Source organism: Streptomyces sp. ISL-66, assembly GCF_018614135.1.
GTDB lineage: Bacteria > Actinomycetota > Actinomycetes > Streptomycetales > Streptomycetaceae > Streptomyces.
This window is the reverse complement of sequence record NZ_JAGGOW010000040.1, coordinates 1-18,545: the sequence shown is the minus strand read 5'-3', so window position 1 is coordinate 18,545 and position 18,545 is coordinate 1. Positions and strand designations below refer to the sequence as shown.

At 72.2% G+C, this 18,545-nt stretch carries 18 protein-coding genes and 1 pseudogene; 6 read left to right on the top strand and 13 right to left on the bottom strand.

Annotation, left to right across the window (positions count from 1 at the left end; genetic code table 11):
• Window positions 1–81: 81 nt before the first annotated feature.
• Entirely contained in the window at window positions 82–1,485 is a 1,404-nt protein-coding gene (locus J7E97_RS09290) for an exo-beta-N-acetylmuramidase NamZ domain-containing protein (RefSeq protein ID WP_215024350.1), read from the bottom strand.
• 98 nt (window positions 1,486–1,583) lie between these two features.
• Here J7E97_RS09290 and J7E97_RS09285 point away from each other — a divergent pair, with 98 nt between their 5' ends.
• The 3 genes from J7E97_RS09285 to J7E97_RS09275 are packed head-to-tail and all read left to right on the top strand — an operon-like array spanning window position 1,584 to window position 4,989.
• Window positions 1,584–2,348: an SDR family oxidoreductase gene (locus tag J7E97_RS09285; RefSeq protein WP_215024348.1), complete on the top strand. Its 765-nt coding sequence runs from the start codon at window positions 1,584–1,586 to the stop codon at window positions 2,346–2,348.
• A complete protein-coding gene (locus J7E97_RS09280; protein ID WP_251054147.1) occupies window positions 2,345–4,327 on the top strand; it encodes a class I adenylate-forming enzyme family protein in 1,983 nt (660 codons plus the stop codon). Before J7E97_RS09285 ends, J7E97_RS09280 begins: the two co-directional genes overlap by 4 nt.
• A gap of 53 nt (window positions 4,328–4,380) precedes the next feature.
• The gene (locus tag J7E97_RS09275; RefSeq protein WP_215024347.1) at window positions 4,381–4,989 is read left to right on the top strand and encodes a TetR/AcrR family transcriptional regulator; all 609 of its coding nucleotides are present in this window, start codon (window positions 4,381–4,383) and stop codon (window positions 4,987–4,989) included.
• 68 nt (window positions 4,990–5,057) lie between these two features.
• Here J7E97_RS09275 and J7E97_RS09270 read toward each other — a convergent pair whose 3' ends face one another.
• The 7 genes from J7E97_RS09270 to J7E97_RS09240 all read right to left on the bottom strand — a co-directional run bounded on the left by J7E97_RS09270 (window position 5,058) and on the right by J7E97_RS09240 (window position 10,182).
• Window positions 5,058–6,275, bottom strand: a complete 1,218-nt coding sequence (locus J7E97_RS09270; RefSeq protein ID WP_215024345.1) for an acyl-CoA dehydrogenase family protein — start codon at window positions 6,273–6,275, stop codon at window positions 5,058–5,060.
• 9 nt (window positions 6,276–6,284) lie between these two features.
• On the bottom strand, window positions 6,285–7,343 hold the full coding sequence (locus J7E97_RS09265; RefSeq protein ID WP_215024343.1) for a phosphotransferase family protein: 1,059 nt from the start codon (window positions 7,341–7,343) through the stop codon (window positions 6,285–6,287).
• Between the two features lie 130 nt (window positions 7,344–7,473).
• Entirely contained in the window at window positions 7,474–8,385 is a 912-nt protein-coding gene (locus J7E97_RS09260) for an MBL fold metallo-hydrolase (protein WP_215024341.1), read from the bottom strand.
• 93 nt (window positions 8,386–8,478) lie between these two features.
• Window positions 8,479–8,775: a hypothetical protein gene (locus J7E97_RS09255; RefSeq protein ID WP_215024339.1), complete on the bottom strand. Its 297-nt coding sequence runs from the start codon at window positions 8,773–8,775 to the stop codon at window positions 8,479–8,481.
• A gap of 123 nt (window positions 8,776–8,898) precedes the next feature.
• The gene (locus J7E97_RS09250; protein WP_215024337.1) at window positions 8,899–9,222 is read right to left on the bottom strand and encodes a DUF202 domain-containing protein; all 324 of its coding nucleotides are present in this window, start codon (window positions 9,220–9,222) and stop codon (window positions 8,899–8,901) included.
• Complete coding sequence (locus J7E97_RS09245) at window positions 9,219–9,617, bottom strand: DUF202 domain-containing protein (RefSeq protein WP_215024335.1); 399 nt, start codon at window positions 9,615–9,617, stop codon at window positions 9,219–9,221. The genes J7E97_RS09250 and J7E97_RS09245 overlap by 4 nt, the downstream gene beginning before the upstream one ends.
• 25 nt (window positions 9,618–9,642) lie before the next feature.
• Window positions 9,643–10,182 carry an NUDIX hydrolase gene (locus tag J7E97_RS09240; protein WP_215024333.1) on the bottom strand — a complete coding sequence of 180 codons (540 nt, stop codon included), beginning with the start codon at window positions 10,180–10,182 and terminating at the stop codon, window positions 9,643–9,645.
• A gap of 82 nt (window positions 10,183–10,264) precedes the next feature.
• Here J7E97_RS09240 and J7E97_RS09235 point away from each other — a divergent pair, with 82 nt between their 5' ends.
• Window positions 10,265–11,920 carry an FAD-binding dehydrogenase gene (locus tag J7E97_RS09235; protein WP_215024331.1) on the top strand — a complete coding sequence of 552 codons (1,656 nt, stop codon included), beginning with the start codon at window positions 10,265–10,267 and terminating at the stop codon, window positions 11,918–11,920.
• 2 nt (window positions 11,921–11,922) lie between these two features.
• Here the strand turns inward: J7E97_RS09235 and J7E97_RS09230 are convergent.
• Window positions 11,923–12,342: pseudogene (locus J7E97_RS09230) on the bottom strand (ASCH domain-containing protein); the annotation flags it as partial.
• Window positions 12,343–12,589: 247 nt separating this feature from the next.
• Between J7E97_RS09230 and J7E97_RS09225 the strand changes: the two are divergent.
• Window positions 12,590–13,537 (top strand): hypothetical protein, encoded by a 948-nt coding sequence (locus tag J7E97_RS09225; protein ID WP_215024327.1) that lies wholly within the window; start codon window positions 12,590–12,592, stop codon window positions 13,535–13,537.
• Window positions 13,538–13,614: 77 nt separating this feature from the next.
• A complete protein-coding gene (locus J7E97_RS09220; RefSeq protein ID WP_215024325.1) occupies window positions 13,615–15,213 on the top strand; it encodes an APC family permease in 1,599 nt (532 codons plus the stop codon).
• A gap of 78 nt (window positions 15,214–15,291) precedes the next feature.
• Here J7E97_RS09220 and J7E97_RS09215 read toward each other — a convergent pair whose 3' ends face one another.
• The 4 genes from J7E97_RS09215 to J7E97_RS09200 all read right to left on the bottom strand — a co-directional run bounded on the left by J7E97_RS09215 (window position 15,292) and on the right by J7E97_RS09200 (window position 17,573).
• A complete protein-coding gene (locus J7E97_RS09215) occupies window positions 15,292–15,660 on the bottom strand; it encodes a zinc ribbon domain-containing protein YjdM (RefSeq protein ID WP_308346436.1) in 369 nt (122 codons plus the stop codon).
• A gap of 308 nt (window positions 15,661–15,968) precedes the next feature.
• Window positions 15,969–16,817, bottom strand: coding sequence for a helix-turn-helix transcriptional regulator (locus J7E97_RS09210; RefSeq protein WP_215024324.1), 849 nt, complete (start codon window positions 16,815–16,817; stop codon window positions 15,969–15,971).
• 14 nt (window positions 16,818–16,831) lie between these two features.
• Entirely contained in the window at window positions 16,832–17,347 is a 516-nt protein-coding gene (locus J7E97_RS09205; protein WP_215024322.1) for a DUF6879 family protein, read from the bottom strand.
• Window positions 17,319–17,573 carry a hypothetical protein gene (locus J7E97_RS09200; protein ID WP_215024319.1) on the bottom strand — a complete coding sequence of 85 codons (255 nt, stop codon included), beginning with the start codon at window positions 17,571–17,573 and terminating at the stop codon, window positions 17,319–17,321. Before J7E97_RS09200 ends, J7E97_RS09205 begins: the two co-directional genes overlap by 29 nt.
• Window positions 17,574–18,545: the final 972 nt, after the last annotated feature.

Here is an 18,545-nt window from a genome sequence, read left to right as displayed (position 1 = left end):
TTCCCTCCCCGACAGCATCCTGCGGACGGGCCCGTCCGGCCAGCCCCCCGGCGGGAGCCGTCCCGCCGGAGGCCGCCCGGCTCACGGATACAGCAGGTACTTCTCCCGCACCGCCGCGAACCGCGCCAGCCCCGCCGCCCAGTCGCCCGCGATCTCCTCGACCCCCGCCCCCGCGTCGACCATCAGCCGCACTCGGTCCGAGCCCGTCAGCCGGTCGATCCAGTGGTCCGGCCGCCACGCGAAGCCGCTCCACGTCCGCCGCGCGGTGACCAGCAGCCCGATGCCGGCCCGTACCGGGTCGAAGGTGTCCCGGTCGTGCACGAGCAGCCGGAGCCCTCCGCAGGCCTTCCCGGAGTGCTTGGAGAAGGAAGGCGTGAAATAGGCCTCCCGGAACCACACCCCGGGCAGTTCCAGCGCGTTCGCCGCCTCCGCCCACCGCCGGTCCACGCCCTGCGCGCCGAGGAGTTCGAAGGGGGTGGTCGTGCCGCGGCCCTCGGACAGGTTCGTCCCCTCGAACAGGCAGGTGCCGGCGTACGCGAGGGCCGTGCCCGGGGTCGGCATGTTCGGGCTCGGCGGCACCCAGGGCAGCCCTGTCGCGTCGAAGAACGACTCCCGCCGCCACCCGGCCATCCGCACCACGCGCAGCCGGACGGACCGCGCGCCGGGGCCGCCTCCCCGGGCGGGGCCGCCTCCTTGGAGGAATTCGCCCGCGAAGAGGCCGGCCAGCTCGCCCGCCGTCATGCCGTGGGCGAGCGCGATCGGTTCCCGGCCCACGAAGCTCGCGTACGGGCGCTGCAGGACGGGCCCGGCCGCCCGCCGGCCGCCGACCGGGTTGGGCCGGTCCAGCACCACCACCGCCTTGCCGGCGAGGGCGGCCGCGCGCATGCAGTCGTAGAGGGTCCAGATGTAGGTGTAGAAACGGGCCCCGACGTCCTGGATGTCGAAGACGACGGTGTCGATACCGGCCGCCGTGAAGACGTCCGCGAGGCGCTGGCCGCTCTTGTCGTACGTGTCGTACACGGGCAGCCCGGTCGCGGGATCCCGCCCCGCCCCCTCCGAACCACCGGCCTGCGCGGTCCCGCGGAAGCCGTGCTCGGGGCCGAACACGGCGACCAGGTCCACGCGTTCGTCGGCGTGCAGTACGTCGACCAGGTGGCGGGCGTCGGCGGTGATCCCGGTGGGGTTGGTGACCACGCCGACCCGCTGACCGGCCAGTACGGCGTACCCGTCGGCGGCGAGGCACTCGAAGCCGGTCCGCACGGGGCCGGGGACCCGGCCCCGCCCGGCGGCCGAAGCACTGCTCGCGGCAGCACCCGCAGCGCCCGCAGCCCCTGGGGTACCTGCAGCACCTGGGACCACGGAGGCTCCGGCAGCCCCAGCAGCCCCAGCAGCCCCAGCAGCCCCAGCAGCCCCAGCAGCCCCGGCGACCCCCAGGCTCCCCGCCGCACCGGCCAGTCCCAGCAACCCGCGTCGCGACAGCGTCATCGCGCCAAACTAGGGCGCTGACCCCTTCCGCCCCGACATACCGACTGGTTAGTCTGCCGGTGATCCGGCATCGGCAGCAGGCCACGAAGGGTGGACCCGTGAACGCGTTCCAGGACCAGCGAGTCGTCGTCACCGGCGCGGGCGGCGGCATCGGAGCCGCCCTCGCCCGTCGTTTCGCCGCCGAGGGGGCCACGGTCGCGGTCAACGACCTCGACCCCGCCAGGGCCGCGGCCGTCGCGGACGAGATCGGCGCCCGCGCCGTGGCCGTGCCCGGCGACGCCTCCGCGGTCGCCCTGCAGGCCCGCGAGGCGCTCGGCGGCACGGTGGACGTGTACTGCGCCAACGCCGGCCTCGCCTCCGGCGGCGACGCCTTCGCGGAGGAGGCCGTCTGGGAGGCGGCCTGGGACACCAACGTCATGGCCCACGTCCGCGCCGCCCGGTTGCTGCTGCCCGACTGGCTGGAGCGCGGGAGCGGTCGTTTCGTGTCCACCGTCTCGGCCGCCGGGCTGCTGACCATGATCGGAGCGGCGCCGTACAGTGTCACCAAGCACGGCGCGCTCGCCTTCGCGGAATGGCTCTCGCTGACCTACCGCCACCGCGGGCTCCTGGTCCACGCCATCTGCCCGCAGGGGGTCCGGACCGACATGCTCACCGCCGCGGGATCGGCGGGCGAGCTGGTCCTCGCGCCGACCGCGATCGAGCCGGAAGCGGTCGCGGACGCACTGTTCGACGGCATGGAGAAGGGCCGGTTCTTGATCCTCCCGCACCCCGAGGTCGCGGACTTCTACGCGGCCCGCGCCACCGAGCCGGACCGCTGGCTCAGCGGCATGAACCGCCTCCAGCGCACATGGGAGGGCGAATGACCCCGTCCGCGCCGACCCCGTCCGCCCCCGGCACCCCCGCCGCCCCGTCCGCGCCGACCCCGTCCGCGCCCGCCCCCGGCACCCCCGCGGCCCCGTCCGCGCCGAGCCCTGCCGTGCCCGTCCCCGGCATCCTCGGCGCCCCGGCCGCGCCAGCCGCGCCGACCCCGAATACCGCGCCGTCGGCCACCGAGCCCGCGGCCGCCTCCCGCTACGCCGCCAGGCCCTGGCTCGCCCGCCTCAGCCCGGTTCAGCGGGCCCCGATCACGCCCCCGCCCAGCGTGCTGCACGCCTTCCGCGCCGCGGTCGCCCGCGCCCCCGACCGCACCGCGCTCGCCTACTTCGACGGCCGCATCGGCTACGCCGAGGCCGACGAGCTCTCCGACTCCCTCGCCGGCCACCTCGCCGCCCGCGGCATCGGCCGCGGGGACCGGGTCGCGGTCATGCTCCAGAACACCCCGCACTTCGTGCTCGCCGTCCTGGCCGCCTGGAAGGCCGGGGCGGTCGTGGTCCCGATCAACCCGATGTACAAGGCGGGCGAGGTGGGCCACGTCCTGCGCGACTCCGGGGCCGCCGCGCTGGTGTGCGACGCCCGCGCCTGGCCGGCGTACCTGCGCGAAGCCTCGCGGGGGACCGGAGTGCGGACCGTCCTGACCGCCCGCGACCGGGACTTCCAGACCCGGGACGATCCACGCGTCCTCGCACCGGCCCAGCAACCGGCCCCACCGGCCGACGCCGAGACCGCCGCGAAGGCCACAGGCCCCACCGCCGATGCCACCGACGCCACCACCGCAACGGCCAGCGCCCCGGCCGCCGATGCCACCGACACCACCACCCCCACCCCCACCCCCGACACCGCCGACCTCGCCACGGTCGCCCGCCGACGCCACCCCGCCCCGCCCGACCCGGGTCTGACCGCCGCCGACACCGCCCTCATCAGCTACACCTCCGGCACCAGCGGCACCCCCAAGGGCGCCATGAACCTCCACGGAGCGCTCACCCACAACGCCACCCGCCAGGTCACCGGCCACCCCCTCCCCGAGGGCTCCGGCTACTTCGCGCTCGCCCCCCTCTTCCACATCACCGGCATGGTCTGCGAGCTCGCCGCCTGCTTCACCAACGCCGGCACCCTCGTCCTCGCCCACCGCTTCGACGCCGGCGTGGTCCTCGACGCCTTCCTCGAACACCGCCCCGCCTACACCGTCGGCCCAGCCACCGCCTTCATGGCGCTCGCCGCCCACCCCGGCGCCACCCCCGACCACTTCACCTCGTTCCAGGTGGTCTCCTCCGGCGGAGCCCCGCTCCCGCCCGCCCTCGTCGAACGCCTCCGCGCGGCCTTCGGCTTCTACCTGCGCAACGGCTACGGCCTCACCGAGTGCACCGCCCCCTGCGCATCCGTGCCCGCGCACCTCGAAGCACCCGTGGACCCCGTCTCCGGCACCCTCTCCGTGGGCCTGCCCGGCGCCGACACCGTCGTACGCATCCTCGACGAGGGCGGAGCCGAGGTCCCCTTCGGCGAGACCGGCGAGATAGCCGTCCGCGGACCGCAGGTCGTCCCCGGCTACTGGGGACTGCCCGCCGATACCGCGAAGGCCTTCCCGGACGGCGAACTGCGTACCGGGGACGTGGGGTTCATGGACGCGGACGGCTGGCTCTACGTCGTCGACCGCAAGAAGGACATGATCAACGCGTCCGGTTTCAAGGTCTGGCCGCGCGAGGTGGAGGACGTCCTCTACACCCACCCCGCCGTGCGCGAGGCGGCCGTCGTCGGCGTCCCCGACCCCTACCGCGGCGAGAGCGTGAAGGCCTACGTCAGCCTGCGCCCCGGGGCCACGGCCGACCCCGCGGAACTGTCCGCGTACTGCGCCGAGCGCATCGCCGCGTACAAATACCCGCGCCAGGTGGAGATCCTGCCTGTCCTTCCGAAGACGACCAGTGGCAAGATCCTGCGACGGGTACTGCGCGACCGGGACCTCGGCTGAAAAGAGCCGCGGGCCGGGTCGACGCGAGGGATCACGAAAGGAAGGCGAGCGCCATGGCCGCCAGGACCACGACGGAGACCGTCGGCGCACACGAGGCCCCGGTACCGCAGCGGCTGTTGGCCGTCGCGACCAGGCTGTTCGCCGAGCGCGGCTACGACCGGACCTCGGTGCAGGAGATCGTCGAGGCGGCCGGGGTCACCAAGGGCGCGCTCTACCACTACTTCGGTTCCAAGGACGATCTGCTGCACGAGGTGTACGCGCGCATGCTGCGGCTCCAGCAGCAGCGGCTCGACGCGGTGGCCGAATCCGGTGCGCCCGTCGAGGAGCGGCTGCGCGCCGCGGCCGCCGACGTGGTGGTCACCACCATCGAGAACCTCGACGACGCGTCGATCTTCTTCCGGTCGATGCACCAGCTGAGCCCGGAGAAGTTCAAGCAGGTGCGGGCGGAGCGCCGGCGCTACCACGAGCGGTTCCGGGCGCTGGTCGAGGAGGGCCAGCGCACCGGGGTCTTCTCCACCGCGACCCCGGCCGACCTGGTGGTGGACTACCACTTCGGTTCCGTCCACCACCTGTCGACCTGGTACCGGGAGGACGGCCCGCTCACCCCGCAGCAGGTGGCCGACCACCTCGCGGACCTGCTCCTACGGGCGCTGCGCCCGTAGGAGCGCGGGATAGTCGGTGTAGCCCGCCGGCCCGCGCGCGTACGGACCGGCCGAGGCGCGCTGGGACGCTAGCCCCGGTACTGCTTGAGCTCCCGGTACGCCAGCGAGCGCTGGTGCACCTCGTCCGGCCCGTCCGCCAGCCGCAGCGTCCGCGCCGCCGCCCACAGCTCGGCCAGCGGGAAGTCCTGGCTCACCCCGCCCGCGCCGTGCAGCTGCACCGCCTGGTCGAGGATCCCGACGACCGCCCGCGGAGTCGCGATCTTGATGGCCTGGATCTCCGTGTGCGCGCCCCGGTTCCCGACCGTGTCCATCAGCCAGGCCGTCTTCAGCACCAGCAGCCGCAGCTGCTCGACCGTCACCCGGGCGTCCGCGATCCAGTTCTGCACGACGCCCTGCGCGGCCAGCTCCTTGCCGAAAGCCGTACGGCCGATCGCGCGCCGGCACATCAGCTCGATGGCGCGCTCCGCCATCCCGATGAGCCGCATGCAGTGGTGGATCCGGCCCGGCCCCAGCCGGGCCTGGGCGATGGCGAAGCCGTCGCCCTCCTCGCCGATCAGGTTCGCCGCCGGGACCCGGACCCCGTCGAAGACGACCTCGGCGTGGCCGCCGTGGTCGTGGTCCTCGTACCCGTACACCGTCATCGCCCGCCGGACCTCGACGCCCGGGGCGTCGCGGGGGACCAGGACCATGGACTGCTGGCGGCGCGGGTCGGCCCCGTCGGGGTCGGTCTTGCCCATGACGATGAAGACCTTGCAATCCGGGTTCATGGCGCCGGAGATGAACCACTTGCGGCCGGTGACCACGTACTCCTCACCCGCCCGCTCGATCCGGGTCTCGATGTTCGTCGCGTCCGAGGAGGCCACCTCGGGCTCGGTCATCGCGAAGGCCGACCGGATCTCCCCGGCCAGCAGCGGCTCCAGCCACTGCTTCTTCTGCTCCTCGCTTGCGAACTGCGCGAGCAGCTCCATGTTCCCGGTGTCCGGGGCCGCGCAGTTCGTCGCCATCGGTGCCAGGTGCGGGCTGCGGCCCGTGATCTCGGCGAGCGGGGCGTACTGCACGTTGGTGAGACCGGCGCCGTACTCGGCATCCGGCAAGAAGAGGTTCCAGAGCCCCTGACGGCGCGCCTCGGCCTTCAGTTCACCGAACACGGCCGGGGTGTCCCAGGGCGAGGCCAGCCGCGCGCGCTGCTCGGCGGCGACGGGTTCCGCCGGGTAGACGTACTCCTCCATGAACGCGAGCAGCCGTCCGCGCAGTTCCTCGGTCCGGGCGTCGAATGCGAAATCCATCGTGGCTCCTCAGCCTTCCTGGAGGGTGGTCAGACCGTGCTCGATGAAGACCGGAACCAGCTCGCCGATCCGGTCGAAGCCCGCGCCGACGGTCTGCCCGAGCGTGAAGCGGTAGTGGATGCCCTCGAGGATCACCGCGAGCTTGAACCACGCGAAGGCCGTGTACCAGGCGATCCGCGAGGCGTCCCGGCCCGAGCGCGCCGCGTACCGCTCGATCAGCTCGGCGGGCGAGGGGTGGCCGGGTGCGCCGCTGGTCGTGCTGACCGGGGAGTCGGTCAGACCCAGGTCGGAGCTGTACATCACCAGCAGCCCGAGGTCGGTCAGCGGGTCGCCGAGGGTGGACATCTCCCAGTCCAGCACCGCCCGGATCGTGTCGGTGCCGGACGGGGATCCCCCGATCAGCACGTTGTCGAGCCGGAAGTCCCCGTGCACCACCGTGGGCGCGGGGGAGTCCGGCAGGGCGCGGCCGAGCGCGCCGTGCAGTTCGTCGATCCCGGCCAGTTCCCGCCCCCGGGAGGCCGCGAGCTGCTTGCCCCAGCGCCGCAGCTGCCGGTCCAGGAAGCCCTCGGGCCGGCCGAAATCGCCCAGCCCCACCGCCTCGGGGTCCACCGCGTGCAGGTCGACCAGGGTGTCCACGAGGCCCAGTACCGCCCGGCGGGTCCGCTCGGGGCCGAGCGCGGCCAGCTGGCCGGCCGTGCGGAAGGGCACCCCGTCCACGTACTCCATGACGTAGAACGGCGCTCCCAGCACCGACTCGTCCTCGCAGAGCAGCAGCGGCTCGGGCACCGGGACCGCCGTGCCGTGCAGGGCGGCGATGACCCGGTGCTCGCGCCGCATATCGTGCGCGGTCGCCAGTACGTGGCCCAGCGGCGGCCTGCGCACCACCCAGCGGGAGCCGCCGTCGCCGACCTCGTAGGTCAGGTTCGAGCGGCCGCCCTCGATCAGCCGGCCGGTCAGCGGCCCGGCCACGAGGCCCGGCCGTACTCGGTCGAGATGGCCTCGCAGCCGCTCCAGATCGAGGCCTCGCGGGCCGCATGGGGCCGATGGCGATGGCGGCGCTGCGGTCATGGTGCGCACCTCCGTACGGAGTTGTCGGTGACGGAACGGACGCGACCCATCATGCCGACCAGTCGGTATGCCGTCCAGGGGCGGGCCGAAGAAAGCGAGTCGAAGAAACACCTCCGGCCGGCCGCCCGGATCAGGCGTGGCAGAGGATCGGCGTCCCGCCGTTCATCACCGTCATGTCCCGCAGCACCCCCAGGATGTCCAGCGGGACGCCCTCCGGCTCCCCGGCCAGCTCCGCGTACGCCCGGTGCAGGTTGGCCACCAGCCGCTCGCTCTCCCGCCAGGCCGCGAACTCGCCGAGATCGGCCTGCCGGGCCGCCTCCAGGGGGGTCAGCCCCTTCGCGCGGCCCTCCCGGGCGAGCTCGGCCACGTACCGCAGATAGCGCTCGGTGGCCTCGTAGGCGCCGGGGTCCGTCAGCGGGCCGTGGCCCGGTACGACCGTCTCCGCGCCCAGCGAGCGCAGCAGCTCCAGCGCCCGCAGCGACCCGGCCAGCGAGCCCATCGCCAGGAACGGCGTGCCCTCCGCGAAGACCAGGTCCCCCGTGAACACGACGCGCTGCTCGGGCAGCCACACGATCGAGTCGCCGGTGGTGTGCGCGACGCCCGGGTGGATGACCCGCACCTCGGTCTCCCCGACGTACAGCGTCATGCGGTCGCTGTACGTCAGGTCGGGCGCGGTGATGTCTATCGCGCCGAAATCGGTCGCCGGCCAGATCATCTCCAACTGGTGCCCGGCGGCGAGCTGCTCGGACCGGGCGTTCTCGTGCCCCAGGACCAGCGCCCCGGGCGCGAACACGCCGTTGCCGTAGGTGTGGTCGCCGTGGTGGTGGGTGTTGACCACCGTGCGGGGGAGGGGCGCCCCGGCGGCCTCCACCGCGGCCCCCAGGGCCAGCGCCCTCCGCTCGGTGGCGGCGGTGTCCACGAGCAGGGTCCGCCCGCCGCCGGTCACGAAGCCGGCGTTGTTCAGACACCAGCCGCCGTCGGGCTGCACGTAGGCGTACACCCCGGCCGCGGGCTGGACGAGGTACGGCTCTGCTACGGGCATCCGCGTGCTCCCCGGGTCGCTGTGACGGGCCGTCGGCATCCTGTCAGTCGCGGCGGCGCGGGGGGAGGGCGGGGGCGCGGTCGTCAGGCCCCGTCAGTGGTCGTCGTAGTGGCCGTCGTGCTCGGCGTGCCGGTGGCCGTCGTGCAGGTAGTCGACGTGGTCCCCGTGCCGGACGGACGCGTGCCCGCAGTCCGAGCCGTGCGCGTGCGCGTGGGCCACGTGCTCGGTGTGCGCGGCCGGCTCGCATTCGTCCCAGTGGCCGGAGTGCTCGCGGTGCAGGTGTCCGTCGTGCGCGTAGTCGACGTGGTCGCCGTGCTCGACCCGCGTGTGGCCGCAGTCCGGACCGTGCGCGTGCTCGTCCGTGGGGTGCTCTCGGTGCATGGTCGTCATGGCGCCGAGGCTAGTGGGGGACGGGCCCGTATCGCCCGTTGTGTCCGCTGCGCGCCGGAGTGGCGCGCAAAGGCGGATCATCGGTTCGTCGGGTCGGACGATGAGCGCCCCGATGCTGATCCCTCAGACGATGAGCGCCATCGCGAAGACGGCGAACGCCACCGTGCACGCCGTCGCCGCCAGCACCGCACCCGGCGAAGGAGCGCCCGGCCGCGCCGCCGCCAGCCCCCGCACCCGCCGGTGCGCCACCCACAGGAACGCCACCCAGAGCAGCGCGATCACCGCCACCCCGGCCAGCGCCACCGGGGAGCCGCTTCCGTGCAGGGCGTGGCGCAGCGCCAGCACGGCCGTCACCGAGCACGACAGCGTCGTACGCCGCCACGCGAGCCGGGTCCGCTCCGGCTGCAGCCCGGCGTCACGGGCGTCCGCCCCGGCCGGGGTGTTCACCGCCCCGTGGTCCAGCCCAGCAGCACGACCACCACCATCGCCACCGCCACCAGCCCCACTCCCAGGCTCAGCACCACCGGGAACCGGGACAGCGGCAGGTCCTCGCCGCGCCGCATCGCCCGTTCGCACCGCATCCAGTGGTTCACCGCCCGCAGCGCGCAGGCCGCGCCCACCGCGAGCAGCGCGAACGCCATCCCGACGCGCACCCCCCACCGCAGGTCGGGCAGGAACTGGTCCACGGCGAACCCGCCGCCGACCAGGGCCAGGGCGGTCCGGATCCAGGCCAGGAAGGTGCGCTCGTTGGCCAGCGAGAAACGGTAGTCGGGGGTCTCGCCCTCCTCCTTCACCCGCTCGGGGGCGAACCAGAGCCGCACGTCCTTGACGAAGTCGATCACCCGGCCAATCTACTGGGGCCCCGCCCTACCGGCGCTCCGACCGGACGTCCGCCGGCCCCCGGAACTCCCGCAGCCGCCGGTAGGCCTCCAGCCCGTCCGGCACCCACGGCCAGGAACCGTCCGCGGCCCGTTCGGCCACTTCCTCCTCCGGGAGCCACGCGTGCCAGGCCACCTCCGAGACCTGCGGGTGGACCGGTAGCTCGCAGCGGACCTCGTGCACGTACGACCACCAGGCACCGCCCGGGCCCTCGTACAGGAACTTGAACAGCGGCTCCGGCTGCGCCAGCCCCGCCACCCCCAGCTCCTCCTCGGCCTCCCGCAGCGCGGCCCGCGCGTAGCTCTCGCCGGCGCCGAGCACCCCGCCCACGAACATGTCGTAGTGCGAGGGGAAGACCAGCTTCGACGCGGTCCGCCGGTGGACGAAGACCCGTCCCAGACCGTCCCGGACCAGTACGAAGACGCACCGGTGGATGAGCCCGGCCGCGTACACGTCCCCGCGCCGCGCCCGCCCCGTCACCCGGTCCTCCCGGTCCACCACGTCCAGTACCTCGTCGGCCGCGCTCATGGCTTCGTTCTCCCACTCCTGTTGACTGGTTACCGCTCCGTAGCAAAGGATCGCCCCACCACCGACGGAGGACGGGTTTCGCATGACGTACGACGCAGACGTGATCGTGATCGGGGCCGGACTCGCGGGTCTCGTGGCCACCGCCGAGCTCGTCGACGCCGGCCGCAAGGTCATCCTGCTCGACCAGGAGCCCGAACAGTCGATCGGCGGGCAGGCGCACTGGTCCTTCGGCGGCCTGTTCTTCGTCGACTCGCCCGAGCAGCGCCGCATGCGGATCAAGGACACCCGCGAGCTGGCCCTCCAGGACTGGTCCGGCACCGCCGGCTTCGACCGCGAGGAGGACGCCTGGCCGCGCCGCTGGGCCGAGGCCTACGTGGACTTCGCGGCCGGCGAGAAGCGCCCCTGGCTGCACGCCCAGGGCGTCCGCTTCTTCCCCGTCGTCGGCTGGGCGGAGCGCGGCGGCTACGACGCCAACGGCCACGGCAACTCCGTCCCACGCTTCCACATCACCTGGGGGACCGGCCCCGGGCTGGTGGAGCCCTTCGAGCGCCGCGTACGGGCCGGGGTGGCCCGCGGCCTCGTCCAGCTGAGGTTCCGCCACCGGGTCACCGGGCTCTCCCGCACGACGGGCACGCTCGACACCGTGACCGGCGAGGTCCTGGCCCCCTGCGACGCCGTACGGGGCACGGCGAGCGGCCGCGAGGCCACCGGGGAGTTCTCCCTGAGGGCCCAGGCCGTGATCGTGACCAGCGGCGGCATCGGCGGCAACCACGACCTGGTGCGCAAGCAGTGGCCGGCCCGTCTCGGCACCCCTCCGGAGCGGCTGCTCTCCGGGGTCCCGGCGCACGTGGACGGCCTGATGCTGGGCATCGCCGAGGCCGCGGGCGCCAGCCACATCAACAAGGACCGGATGTGGCACTACACCGAGGGCATCGAGAACTGGAACCCGATCTGGGCCAAGCACGGCATCCGCATCCTGCCCGGCCCCTCCTCGCTCTGGCTGGACGCGACGGGCAAGCGGCTGCCCGTACCGCTGTTCCCGGGCTTCGACACCCTCGGCACGCTCGACCACATCATGAAGACCGGCCACGACCACACCTGGTTCGTCCTCAACCAGCGCGTCATCGGCAAGGAGTTCGGACTCTCGGGCTCCGAGCAGAACCCGGACCTCACCGGAAAGTCGGTCCGCGGGGTCATCGACCGGGCCCGGCAGGCCGTCCCCGGGCCGGTGAAGGCCTTCATGGACAGCGGCGTCGACTTCGTCGTGGAGAAGGACCTCTCCGCCCTCGTGCGCGGCATGAACGCGGTCACGAAGGAAGGACTCCTGGACGAGGAAACGGTGCGCCGTGAAATCGTCGCCCGGGACCGGGAGATCGCCAACCCCTTCACCAAGGACCTCCAGGTCACCGCGATCCACGGAGCCCGCAAGTACCTCGGCGACAAGCTGATCCGCACCGCCGCCCCGCACCGGATCCTGGACCCGGCGGCGGGCCCGCTGATCGCCGTCCGGCTCTCGATCCTGACCCGCAAGTCGCTGGGCGGCCTGCAGACCGACCTCTCCTCCCGCGTCCTCACGGACACGGGCGACCCGCTGCCCGGGCTCTACGCGGCGGGCGAGGCCGCCGGGTTCGGCGGCGGAGGCGTCCACGGCTACCGCGCGCTGGAGGGCACGTTCCTCGGCGGCTGCATCTTCTCGGGCCGCGCGGCGGGCCGCGCCGCCGGGGCGGCCGTGTCCTGAGGCAGGAGGGTGACGAGGCGGAACCGCTCCGCCACCACCGGGGTGTCGTCGGCGACCGTGAAGTGCGGGTCGCCGAGGGCCTCCCGCATCTGCGGGCCGTGCCAGAACCCCTCGTGAACGGATCGCCATTCAGCCACTGACGCATACCCCTCGCCCTCGTCCAGGGCGTGCCGCAGGTCCACCTCCGCCAGCCGCAGCACCCGTACGTCCGTCACCTCGATGACACCCACCGGACACCCGGCGGAGTCGATGACCGCCTTCAGGTCACCCGCTACCGGCAGCGGGTCTCCCGCGGCCTCGTAGTCGGCCAGGAGCCCCGTCGTCGTGGTTTTGGCCCCGCTCAGCACCGCGGCCACCAGCGCGTCGCGCAGCGGCCCCGGGAAGGCGAACAGAGCGGGAGGGAGGTCCTCGTACGCGGTCATGGATCCCACTCTACGACCCCACGCGGGACCGGGCCGGGGCCGGGCCGGGGCCGGGCCGAACCCGGCGCGAACCCGGAGCGACCCGGCGCGAACCCGAACAACCGTCTCAACTGGGTGGATCACAGGACCAGTTGAAACTGGCCACGCAGTGGACTGGACCTTGACTCGGAGCTGTGCGTACCGCTTTGCTGTGTGTGATCATCCGGCAACACAGTCCAACCGCCCGCGTCCTGGAGGGAATCCGCGGATGTCTCCGCCTCCGCCGCCCCTCGGCCGCGCCCGCAAGCGGGACGCCCAGCTCTTCGACCCGGCGCTGTGCGACACCGAACTCGTCGACGTGCGGACCCAGTTCACCCAGGGCCGCTGGGCGAAGGCGCGCTCCCTCCTCGTCACCACCGGCGACGACTGGGACCGCCGCGGCCACCGGCTCGTCGTCCTCGCCGAGACCCCGGCCGCCACCGCCTGGGCCCGCGAATGGCTGCTCGCCGAACCGGAGAGCGCCGACGCCGTCACCCTCCTCGCCTGCGCGGCCGTCTTCAACGCCCTGCGCCGCAAGGGCACCCCCGAGGCAGCCGAAGAAGCCTGCCGCCGGGCCGCCGCCCTCTTGCCCGCCGACCCCACCCCCTGGCTCGGCCTGCTCCTCCTCACCCGCGCCTTCGGCACCGAAGAGGAGTTCAGCCGCCACTTCGACCAGGTCCGGGCCCGCCACCGCGAGCACCACCACGCCCACCACCTGATGGTCTCCAAACTCGCGGAACGCACCCCCGGCGCCGGCCACGACCCGCTCCACGAGGTCTACGACTTCGCCGCCTGGGCCGCCGAGGAGTCCCCGGCAGACTCCCCGCTCGCCGTGCTCCCCGTCATCGCCCACGCCGAGCGCTACCGGGTCCTCGCCTCGGTCCACGGGCACACCCCCGGCGGCATCACCGAGCACTGGTCCGGCCGCCGCGCCCGCCAGGTGCTGCGGTCCGCCTTCGACTGGTGGCTGGAATGGGAGCGCGAGGACCACCCGCGCAACCGCGTGGACCTCAACTTCCTGGCCCACGCCAAGCTCTGCGAGGGCCGCCCCGCCGAAGCCGCCGCGCTTTTCCACCGCATCGGCAGCCACGCCACCCGCGCCCCGTGGTCCTACCCCGACCTCGACCCGCACAAGGCCTTCCTCGCCGCGCGCAGCGCCGCGCTCGGCACCGCCTGACCCCGGACCAGTCCCGCTCAGCCCCGCTCAGTCCCGCTCAGCCCCGTTCAGTCCCCGCCCCGAAAGGACGACCCGCCATGCCGACGGGCAGATCCACCACGCTCACGGACCCGGCAGGCCCCGCCGGCCCGGCCGAGATCCGCACGTACAAGGGCCAGGACCGTGCCCTGCGCGCCGACCGCCTCGGCACTGCCGGCCTGCTGCTCTCCGTACTCGCGGCGAGCGCGCCCCTGATGGTGGTCGCGGGCGTCATGCCCACCACCTTCGGCGTCATGGGCATCGTCGGACAGCCGCTGCTGTTCGTCATCCTCGGCGCCGTCCTCGCGCTCTTCAGCATCGGTTACGCCGAGATGAGCCGCCACGTCCACAACGCCGGCGCCTTCTACGCCTACATCGCGCGCGGGCTCGGCCCCACCGCCGGCGCGGGCGCCTCGCTCGTCGCCCTCGTCGCGTACAGCGCGATGCAGGTCGGCGTCTACGGCATCCTCGGCTTCGAGGTCTCCGGCCTCTTCGCCACCTACCTCGACATCGAACTCGCCTGGTGGATACCGGCCCTGGCCGCCGTCGTGCTGACCGGCGCCCTCGGCTGGCTCAAGATCGACCTCAACGCCAAGGTCATCGGCCTCCTCCTGCTCATCGAGGTCGTCCTCGTCGTCGTCTTCGACCTCGCCGCCCTCGGCAAGCCGGGGCCCGACGGCCTCTCGCTGCACGCGTTCAACCCCGAGACCCTGGGCGGCGCGGGACTGGGCACCGCCCTGTGCTTCTGCATCGCCGCCTTCGTCGGCTTCGAACAGTCCCCGGTGTACGCCGAGGAGACCAGCAAGCCGCACATCGTCGTCTCCCGGGTGATGTTCTTGGCCGTCGGCTTCGTCGCCCTCTTCTTCGCGCTCAGCGCATGGGCCCTCACCGTCGCCACCGGCCCCGGCGAGGTGGTCAAGGCCTCCGCCGAGGCCGGCCCCGGACTGCTCTTCCAGCTCACCGAGAGCCGCCTGGGCGGCGCCTTCACCGACACCCTGCACGTCCTGTTCGTGACCGGCATGTTCGCGGCGATGCTCAGCTTCCACAACGTCGTCGCCCGCTACGCCTTCGCGATGGGCCGCGAGGGCCTGCTCCCGGCCTCCTTCGGCCGCACCAACGCCGGTACCGGCGCCCCCGCCACCGGCTCGCTCCTGCAGACCGTGGTCTCCGTGGTCGTCGTCCTCGCCTTCGCGTTCACCGACGACCTGCCGACCGGCGACCCCACCGCGCCCGTCCTGCACCTGTTCACCTGGATGGGCAGCGTCGGCGCCCTCGGCGTGACCCTGCTGATGGCCGCCGCCTCCCTCGCCGTCATCGCCTTCTTCGTCCGCCGCGGCACCGCCGGAGCCCAGGTCTGGCGCCTGGTCGCGGCCGGGCTCGCGGGCCTCGCGCTGCTCGGCATCGCCTTCTGGACCGTCAAGGACTTCGGGGTCCTGGTCGGCGCCGAGGAGGGCTCCGCCCTCAGCTGGGTCCTGCCCGGGATCATCGCCGCCGCGGCCGTCGTGGGCGTGGCGTACGGCCTGGTCCTGCGCTCCACCCGCCCCGAGGTCCACGCCCGCATCGGCCTGGGCAACGAGGCCTTCCGCCTCGACCAGGCGGCGGAGTCGGTGGAGCAGGTCCCGCACGCCCCGCACGCCCCGCACGCCCCGCGCGGCTGACCGGGACGCGGTACGACGAGAGGGACTCCGCCGAGGCGGGGTCCCTCTCCTCTTCGTTCCGGGTCGCCCGGGCACCGGTCAGGCCTTCTTGACCACGCTTGACTTCAGCTGCATCGCGCCGAAGCCGTCGATCTTGCAGTTGATGTCGTGGCCGTCGACCCCGTCGACGAGGCGGATGTTGCGCACCTTCGTGCCGGCCTTGATCCCCGACGGGCTGCCCTTGACCTTGAGCGCCTTGGCCACCGTCACGGTGTCGCCGTCCCGGAGCACGTTGCCGACGGAGTCCTTCACGACCCGCTCGCCGGGGCTCCCGCCGCCCTCGGCGCCGTCCGTACCGCCCTCGGCGGGCACCCACTCGTGACCGCACTCGGGGCACACCACGAGCGCGTCCATCTCGTAGGTGTACTCACAGGAACATGTGGGACAAGGGGGAAGATTCTGGTTCACCCCAGCAGAATATCCCCACCCGGCCGCGGCCGATCCGCCGGGAGCGCGGCCCCCCAACGCAGAAAACCCCACGTGAAGTGGGGTTTTCGCTTGGTGTCCGAGGGGGGACTTGAACTCTCCACTCGGGCACCAGCTTGTTAGTTCCCTGACCTGCATGAATACCCCTGTGAAGGCCTCCGGGGCTGCCACGGTTGGCCCCGCTCACCTGCTGTTTCTGCCTGTTCCGGACCGCTGTTGGTCATGCGTTGGTCACGTGGTCAACCGGTCCAGCTCCGGGCAGTAGAGCCTCCTGCTGGCCGCCACCGGACTCAGTCCAGGGACGCCAACGCCCCCGCTATGAGAGATCGTGCCGCAGCTCCCCGCGCTGCCCCCTGTGCGAGCCGCTCAAAGGCTCGGACGTACAGCTCGACCTGGCTAGGCTGCGTGAGGGTGGAAGCGGCATCCAGCGTGTCCGCGTGCACCTTGGTGTCATCGAAGATCGTGAAGGTGGGCATGGGCCATACGGTCCGTTGCGTAGAGAGCGGGACAATCCCCACGGCGACGTTCTGGAGATCCATGACCCCGAGCAGGTGGCCAAGCTGTGCCGCCATCGTTTCGGCGCTGCACAGCCGGTACCGCAACACTGACTCCTCCAGGACGAACGAGAACCGGCGTGCGCCGTTGCTCAGCACCGCGTTACGCCTTATGCGGGCCGCCACGGCGTCACTCACGTCGTTGGGGGTTCCCCGGAAGTCCGCGATGGACGACAGAAGGGCGGCGGCGTATCCGGGCGTCTGGAGGAATCCGGGGATCACGTCGGAAACGTAGACCCGGAACATCTTGGTTTGTTGGTACAGGTCGCCTGTGGACTCTTGCAGGCGACGGAGGCCGCTCTGCTGGAGTCGCCTCCACTGCACATGAGCATCGGCGGACTGCCTGTTTGCTGCGATCAGGTCAGGGACCTGATCGTCAGCGGCGCAGGCCAGGCACCACGCCTTGATGTCCGCGTCGGAGGGAGGGGTCTTGGCGTTCTCGATCCGGGACGACTTCGACTCGGACCAGCAGCACCTGACAGCCAGCTCCCGCCCGCTGATCCCCGCATCCTTCCGGATCTCACGCAGCCGCCCGGCAAGGTCTTCGCGGGCCTTCTGCACGCTGGAAGAGGGGTGTGTGGGCATGGAGCCGGCCTTCGTCAGATCTCGTACAGGTGGTGCGGGATCGCTCGCTCCCAGACCGCTTCGAAGGCGTTGGAGCACAGCTTCACGGCTTCCGGGTCGGCCGTGATCTCGTCCTCCACCACCACCCCGTCACCCGAGAAGTGGTGCACCCGGAGAAACGCACCATCGAACAGCCAGAAGTCATTCCCCGGCAGGGGGATACTCGTGGACCGTCGCCGTGGCAGCCACCGGACCTCCTCACCCGCAGTGACGTTGGCGTGAGTGACGTAATGCTCCCAGCGGATGTACTCCGATACGGGCTCGGAGATCACCCGGGCCCGGCGGATCGCCACGCCCCGGGCCACGGTATCCGTGATCAACTGGTCATAGGGATGCCACCAGGATTCGCGGTCCTCCCAATTGATCCGCTCGCCCCGCTTCCATGCCTCGAACCGGTCCGTTGGGGCGTAGGAATCACGCAACTCCAGATGGACGGCGGACCGCTCGCACCGGCCAAGCAGCTCAGCGAAGCTGGGCACGCTCGACGGCATCACACGCCTCCCTGATCATCGGGATCATCCGGGCCGGAATCCTGACGATGGCTTCACTGTCGGGCACCGGACCGTTCGCGGGGCTGCTCCCCTCGCACTCCGTCTGAGTCTCGGGGCTCGGCTTCCATCCCTGCAACAAGATCTCCTGAGCTTCCGCGTCCGCCCACACAGTGGGGCAGTGGTCCCGGTCGGTGTTGGGGTCGATTCCGACGAACTCTACGGCCATGGCTGGCTCCCTGGTCTAGGTGCTTGCTGGGGCTTGCATGAGCTTGGCTGAGCAGCAGAGACAGCGTCAATAGTGCTACCAACCAAGCGAATTGCTGTGCAAGCTCATGCAAGTTTGTGGAGCCCGGCACTGCTCACTTCCTAGGGTCCTTCCATCGACCTCGGAAGCGATCGGGAGGGCGCCATGACGGGCACCACGCAGTTGGCGGAACAGTTGTGGGAGTACGTGACCTACGCACCGACGGGAAGCCGGTGCTCTGCGTGTCGGCAAGGCATCAAACCCCTTGAGCCGGTTCGCCGGGGTGCCATCGAGCGGGCCTCGGCCTCTCCTGTGGTGATCTACCAACACGCGAACGAGTGCCCGAGCGTGAGCGTGGCCGCGTGATGGACATGCAGACGTGGCGAGACAGCTGGACCCGGGCCACGGACGCCGCCGAGGCGATACGCGCGGCTCTGGCTGCGCTGGATGTCCCTGAGGCCGCGTGGAGCAGCGTTCGGCCTGTGGTCACGAAGACCGGTCGCGCCTACGTCGAGCTCGGGACTGTCCCGGCTGACGTGGTGGAGCAGATAGCGGAAGCACTGCGGGACCCCTTGGCTCGCTGAGCCGTTCTCAGAATCCTGTCACCGCCGCCCTCCCGACGGGAGACAGGTAGACCCCCGACCGGACAAGGCTTGAACAGGGACACGACGTGTCCCGTCTGAGTTGACGTGCTCAGGTTCTCCCCCCGGTCCGCCCCTTTGCCGGGGTGCCGCCCTGGGCGGTGAGGGCAACGCTCCGGCACCAGGGAAAGCCGGAGCCCCCTGATCAACCGAAGGAGGTGAAGCGATGACCGACCCCGGCGACAAGGAGGGCGGCGAGACGTTCCCGCACCCGCCCGCCGCGTAACCAGGCCCCAAGCGTCGAGAGAGGAAGTCTCACTGTGACGACCACGCTGGAATCCCCCGTCGCCTTAGGTCCTGTCTGGAGTCCAGA